General features: G+C 27.1%; 7 protein-coding genes. 6 read left to right on the top strand and 1 reads right to left on the bottom strand.

Translation table 11 applies throughout. From position 1 onward, the window contains the following. Nucleotides 1-186: non-canonical purine NTP pyrophosphatase (locus Q5F54_RS09530; RefSeq protein WP_302334312.1), on the bottom strand; the 186-nt coding region annotated here is incomplete at its 3' end. A 39-nt stretch (nt 187-225) separates the two neighbouring features. Here Q5F54_RS09530 and Q5F54_RS09525 point away from each other — a divergent pair. The 6 genes from Q5F54_RS09525 to Q5F54_RS09500 all read left to right on the top strand — a co-directional run bounded on the left by Q5F54_RS09525 (nt 226) and on the right by Q5F54_RS09500 (nt 5,606). Then, nucleotides 226-765 carry a helix-turn-helix domain-containing protein gene (locus Q5F54_RS09525; protein WP_071119328.1) on the top strand — a complete coding sequence of 180 codons (540 nt, stop codon included), beginning with the start codon at nt 226-228 and terminating at the stop codon, nt 763-765. A gap of 16 nt (nt 766-781) precedes the next feature. Beyond that, the gene (gene potA / locus Q5F54_RS09520; protein ID WP_288247937.1) at nt 782-1,825 is read left to right on the top strand and encodes a spermidine/putrescine ABC transporter ATP-binding protein; all 1,044 of its coding nucleotides are present in this window, start codon (nt 782-784) and stop codon (nt 1,823-1,825) included. A gap of 1 nt (nt 1,826) precedes the next feature. Next, complete coding sequence (locus Q5F54_RS09515) at nt 1,827-2,663, top strand: ABC transporter permease (protein ID WP_288247938.1); 837 nt, start codon at nt 1,827-1,829, stop codon at nt 2,661-2,663. Nucleotides 2,664-2,767: 104 nt separating this feature from the next. Beyond that, nucleotides 2,768-3,442 carry an ABC transporter permease gene (locus Q5F54_RS09510; protein ID WP_143023150.1) on the top strand — a complete coding sequence of 225 codons (675 nt, stop codon included), beginning with the start codon at nt 2,768-2,770 and terminating at the stop codon, nt 3,440-3,442. After that, complete coding sequence (locus Q5F54_RS09505; protein WP_071119332.1) at nt 3,442-4,494, top strand: PotD/PotF family extracellular solute-binding protein; 1,053 nt, start codon at nt 3,442-3,444, stop codon at nt 4,492-4,494. Before Q5F54_RS09510 ends, Q5F54_RS09505 begins: the two co-directional genes overlap by 1 nt. Nucleotides 4,495-4,625: 131 nt before the next feature. Further along, nucleotides 4,626-5,606 (top strand): glycoside hydrolase family 73 protein, encoded by a 981-nt coding sequence (locus tag Q5F54_RS09500; RefSeq protein WP_281538185.1) that lies wholly within the window; start codon nt 4,626-4,628, stop codon nt 5,604-5,606. Nucleotides 5,607-6,329 lie beyond the last annotated feature (723 nt).

Here is a 6,329-nt window from a genome sequence, read left to right as displayed (position 1 = left end):
TTCTCCTTCAATTTTATCATTGATCAAACCTTCCATCGTTTCTTCAATGATGATTGGCTCTTTATCAGGAATAACTAAAGCCATTGCGCAAACAAAGCGAGCACTACGTTCTTTTCCTTTTATTGCATCAATAATATATTGATTTTTTATATAATAAGTTTTGTTGTTTAGAAATTTTAAACACAATGTTTACTTATAAAAACAAAATAACTAGGAGGTGAGACTATGGATATAGGTGAGAAAATAAAACGTATGAGAATTGAAAAACAGCTAACGCAAGAAGAATTAGCTAATAGATGTGAACTATCTAAAGGATTTATATCGCAATTAGAAAATAACTTAACTTCACCATCCATTGCTACTCTTATAGATATACTTGAAATATTAGGAACTAATTTAAGGGAATTTTTCAATGAGATAGATGATGAGAGAATATGTTTTACAAAAGATGATATGTTTGAAACCGAAGATGAAGACTTAAAATATACTTTAAAATGGCTGGTACCTAATTCACAAAAAAATGAAATGGAACCAATAATAATAACTTTAGAATCTGGTGGACAATATAAAGAAGAAAAACCACATCAAGGTGAAGAGTTCGGATATGTTTTATCAGGTTCCATATATTTACATATAGGTGATAAGAAAAATAAAGTAAAAAAGGGTGAAAGTTTTTATTTTAAACCAAGAGCTAATCATTATATATCAAATGCGGGTAAAACAGTTGCTAAAGTAATTTGGGTAAGTACTCCGCCATCATTTTAAGAAAGAGGTGTAATAATTGGTAGAAAATATAATTGAATTAAAAAACTTATGTAAGTCTTATGATGAGTTAACTATACTAGATAACTTTTCACTAAATATAAAAAAGAATGAATTTCTAACATTGTTAGGGCCTAGTGGTTGTGGAAAGACTACTACTTTAAAAATAATAGCAGGATTTGAATATGCAGATGATGGTAAGGTGATTTTCGAAGGAAAGGATATAAATAATACTCCTCCTTATCAAAGACCAGTAAATACAGTATTCCAAAAATATGCTTTATTCCCTCATATGAATATATATGAAAATATAGCCTTTGGATTAAGAATAAAAAAGTTACCAAAGGAAGAGATAGATAGAAAAGTAAAGGAAATGCTAAAGTTAGTTGCTTTAGAAGGATATGAAAATAGAAAAGTAGACTCTTTAAGTGGAGGTCAACAACAAAGAATAGCTATAGCAAGAGCATTAGTTAATGAACCAAAGGTATTATTACTAGATGAACCTTTAGGTGCTTTAGACTTAAAGTTAAGACAAGAAATGCAAATTGAGTTAAAAAGAATGCAACAAAAGCTTGGAATAACTTTTATATTTGTAACTCATGACCAAGAAGAAGCGCTTAGTATGTCTGATACAATAGTAGTAATGAATAAAGGTAAAATACAACAAATGGGTACACCAGAGGATATATACAATGAACCTAAAAACTCTTTTGTAGCTAGATTTATAGGAGAAAGTAATATATTTGATGGTATTATGTTAGATGATTTTAAAGTTGAATTTTGTGGTAAATTATTTGATTGTGTAGATAAGGGATTTGAAAAAAATGAAAATATAGAGGTTGTTATAAGACCTGAAGATATAAAAATGGTAGAACCAAATGAAGGGATGCTAAAAGGTATAGTTACATCTACAGTATTTAAAGGTGTACATTATGAAATTTTAGTTAAAGAAAATGATAGAGTGTGGATGCTTCACAATACTAAGAGTGCAGAAGTTGGCTCAGAGTTAGGTATGGATATATATCCTGAAGATATTCACATAATGAGAAAAGAAGAGAACTAAAATGAAGAAAAAATCTTTTTTAGCTTATCCATATATAATATGGAGTGCCATATTTATAGTAATCCCTTTAATACTAGTAGTACTTTTTAGTTTTACGCAAAAAATTGATGGAAAACAAGTATTTTCTATAGCAAATTATAGAGATTTAATGGATCCAATTTATTTCAAAGTATTTTTAAGATCTATAATTTTAGCAGGAGGCTCAACATTAATTTGTTTGATTGTTGGATACCCTGTAGCATATTTAATATCTAAAGTTAATGTTAGTAAAAGAGGAACATTAATATTATTATTTATTTTGCCAATGTGGATGAACTTTTTACTTAGAACATATGCATGGGTTGCAATATTAGGTAAGAATGGATTATTAAATACATTTTTAGGTTGGTTTGGAATACCTCATACAAGTATTTTATATACTAATACAGCTATATTACTTGGTATGGTTTATAACTTCCTACCATTTATGGTCCTTCCTATATTTAACTCATTATCTAAAATGGATAGTGACTTAATTAATGCAGCACGTGATTTAGGAGCAAATAGCTTCCAAGTATTTACTAAAGTTATATTCCCTTTAAGCTTACCGGGAGTTGTATCTGGAATAACTATGGTATTTATGCCAGCAGTTACTACATTTGCCATATCTAGATTATTAGGTGGTGGTAAGTTTATGTTAATAGGAGACTTAATAGAACAACAATTTACAGTAGTTGGAGATTGGAACTTTGGGTCTGCGGTATCAATATTTATGATGATAATAATACTTATATCTATGGCTGTAATGTCTAGATTTGAGGATGAATCTGATAAGGAAGGCGGTGGGTTATTATTTTAAAGTTAAAGAAATATATATCTAATATCTACTTATTTTTAGTATTTTTATTCTTATATGCACCAATATTTGCTTTAGTTGTATTTTCTTTTAATGACTCTAAATCAATGGCTCACTGGGGCGGATTTACATTCAAGTGGTATAAAAGTCTTTTACACAATGAAAGTATAATGAGTGCATTATATTATACACTTTTAGTTGCTATATTATCTTCAGTTATAGCTACTATAATAGGTACTATAAGTGCAATTGGAATAAATAAAATGAAAACAAAACCAAGAAAGTTATTACTTAATATTAACTATCTTCCAGTATTAAATCCGGATATAGTTACAGCAGTAGCATTAATGAGTTTATTTGCTTTTGTTAATATAGAGTTTGGTTTCACAACAATGCTTTTATCTCACATAATGTTTAGTATACCTTATGTTATATTATCTGTTTTACCAAAGGTAAGAACTTTACCTCAGAATATAGAAGAAGCAGCAATGGATTTAGGTGCTACACCTATGTATGCACTTAGAAAAGTTATACTTCCCCAAATAAAACCAGGGATAATATCAGGTTTTTTAATGGCATTTACTATGTCTATTGATGATTTTATAATAAGTTTCTTCAATACAGGAAATGGAGTTAGTAATCTTTCAATAGAAATTTATGGTATGGCTAGAAGAGGTATAAAGCCAGAGATAAATGCATTATCTACTATAATGTTTGCAGTAGTACTTGGATTACTTTTATTATCTAATAGAAAACAATCTATAGTAAGGAGTGGGAAGTAATGAAAATATATAAAAAAATAATATCACTTTTGACTATAGGTGTACTTTCTGCAACTATGATGGTTGGGTGTGGAAAAGGTACTGATTCTACAACGGTTCTTAACGTATATAATGTTGGGGACTATATAGATGAATCATTAATAAGCAAGTTTGAAGAAGAAACAGGAATAAAAGTTCTTTATGAAACTTATGATACTAATGAGACTATGTATCAAAAAGTAAAAAGTGGAAGTACAAATTATGACTTAGTATTTCCATCTGACTATATGGTAGAAAAAATGATTAATGAAGGTCTTGTACAAAAAATTGACTTTGAGAATATACCTAATATGAAATATATAGATAAGAGTTTTTTAAATCCTATATATGATGAAACTAATGAATATAGTGTTCCATATATGTGGGGTACGTTTGGTATTCTATATAATAAAAAAATGGTTAAAGAGCCTGTTGATAGCTGGGATATATTATGGAATCCTAAATATAAAGGAAATATAATGATGTTTGACTCAGTTAGAGATACTATGGGAATAGCTTTAAAAAAATTAGGATATAGTATGAATACTACAGATCTTAAAGAAATTAATGAAGCTAAAGATGTTTTAATGAAGCAAAAGGATTTAGTATTAGCTTATGTAAATGATGAAGGTAAAGATAGATTACTAGGAGAGGAAGTTGCTATGGGTATAATATACTCAGGTGATGCAGTAACTCTTATGGATGAAAATCCTAATCTAGACTATGCAATACCTAAAGAAGGTAGTAATAAATGGGTAGATGCGATGTGTATACCAAAAACTGCTCAGAATAAAAAAGAAGCAGAACTATTTATAAACTTTTTACTAGATCCAGAAAATGCAAAGATTAATGCTGAATATATAGGATACTCTATACCTAATGAAGGCGCATTAAAATTATTAGATAAAGAAATAACTGAAAACCCAGTGGCTTATCCATCACAAGAAGTATTGAATAAATGTGAAACTTTCATAGATTTAGGTGATAAAATAAAATTATATGATAGAGCATGGATAGAATTAAAATCTGAATAATATAATATAAAAAAATAGCTATGTTTAAACATAGCTATTTTTTTATATTATACTTTAATATTACTATACTATTCTTACAATTAAGATCTAATAGTATAATGATATTAAAGTAATTATTAAGAGGAGATATTATGGGGAAGAAAAAAATAAAACATTTAGGAAAGAAAAGGCGAAAAAATAAAAGTATAGGTGGATTTATTAAAAAGACGATTATATTATTGGGAACATTTATAAGTTTGATAACTTTTATTTATTTAGATAAGCATATAAAAGAATTGTATAAAGGAGTTAATATTGAAGAATCGGCAATAGAATTTTATATAGATATGGCAGATGAAATAGGAAATAAAGAAGTACAGCTAAGTTGGCAAGAGTTAATGGCTATAGATATGGTTAGATATGAAGAAGATTTAACTAATATAAAAAAGAAAGATGTTATAGATATAGGAAAGAAATTTATTAAGAGTGAAGTAAATGAACAAGGGAATAAAATTAAAAAAGTTAGAAGTTTTGATAAAGTTATAGGTGAAGTAGGGTTTGATGATAAGCAAAAAAAGCTAGCGAAAAAATACCTGGAAGAATTAAAGGGAAGTTATTTAGCCAAAGACACATTGAAAAATCAGGATGAAAAAATTAAATTTATAAAAAAAGTATCTGAATTATCTTATGAAAATTATGAAAAGTATAAAATATTACCATCAATAACAGTAGGACAAGCAATATTAGAATCTAGATGGGGAGAGTCAGATTTAAGTAAAAATAGTAATAATATATTTGGGGTTAAGGCAGATGCAAGATGGAATGGAAAAGTAGTAGAAGTAAATACTTCAGAAAATTATGATGATAAAATAGTAGCTAAATTTAGAAAGTATGACTCAATAAAAGATTCTATAAATGATCTCGGAAAGTTCTTGACTGAAAATAAGAGATATGAAGAAAGTGGTTTATTTAAAGCAACACATTATACGACTCAAGCTCAGGCATTAGAAGATGCAGGGTATGCAACAAAGAAAAATGAAGATGGAGAGCTTATATATGCGGATATATTAATAGATTTAATAAAAAAATACAATCTACAATTACTAGATAGAGAAGTACAAGAGATTAATTAATAATATGGTTGAATGAAATATAAAACATGTTTGTAGCATAATAAAAAGATTATATTAGTATATGTACTGTTAGTGATTGACTTATAAGACTTAATATAAAAAATGATACTATGTGATGATTATTAAATGGATAGATACATTGTAAATTTAACTGGCAATGCCTTAGGGCTTATTCATAGTTAAGGGAAATAGAAGTTACTATAAATAGTTTTGAAGATAAAGTTATAATTAGTATAAAAGACAATTTTATTAGCGTAGATGAAAAATACAAGAGTTTATATTTGATATATTTAATCAAGTTATAGATTTAAGTAATGGAGTTAAAAAGAAAAATGATTTTATAATAAAATTACTTTCGATATCTTAATCAAAATAAAGGTTTACTAAAAAAGATTATCTTATAGAGTAAGTTTAATTTCTAAAGATAATCTTTTTTAGTAAGTAAAATAGAAATAGCTGAAAGTTACAATAATAATGGAATGATACATAAGTACACAAGTAGGTTATTTTTATTGAATAAGACTAAATTAAACTTATAAATAATATATATAATAAAAGAATTATAAAAAAATATAAAAAAAGTATTGACTATATAAATTTAAGATGGTATAGTTATACTTGTCCTTAAGAAAAGGGCAAAACAAAAAGTAGCAACGAAATAGTTGCTTAAAAAGAACTTTGAAAATTAAACAGTAGGTTAATTTATAGAATTGAAACTAACAA

The sequence above is a fragment of the uncultured Romboutsia sp. genome (genome assembly GCF_958366745.1).
Taxonomy (GTDB): domain Bacteria; phylum Bacillota; class Clostridia; order Peptostreptococcales; family Peptostreptococcaceae; genus Romboutsia; species Romboutsia timonensis.
Note: the sequence above shows the minus strand (reverse complement) of the source record. Positions and strands in the feature narration are given on the sequence as shown.

Excerpts from the sequence above, each read along its gene's own strand:
- Q5F54_RS09525 (WP_071119328.1), top strand. The coding sequence starts at position 226 with ATGGATATAGGTGAGAAAATAAAACGTATGAGAATTGAAAAACAGCTA.
- Q5F54_RS09515 (WP_288247938.1), top strand. The coding sequence starts at position 1,827 with ATGAAGAAAAAATCTTTTTTAGCTTATCCATATATAATATGGAGTGCC.
- Q5F54_RS09510 (WP_143023150.1), top strand. The coding sequence starts at position 2,768 with ATGGCTCACTGGGGCGGATTTACATTCAAGTGGTATAAAAGTCTTTTA.
- Q5F54_RS09505 (WP_071119332.1), top strand. The coding sequence starts at position 3,442 with ATGAAAATATATAAAAAAATAATATCACTTTTGACTATAGGTGTACTT.
- Q5F54_RS09500 (WP_281538185.1), top strand. The coding sequence starts at position 4,626 with ATGGGGAAGAAAAAAATAAAACATTTAGGAAAGAAAAGGCGAAAAAAT.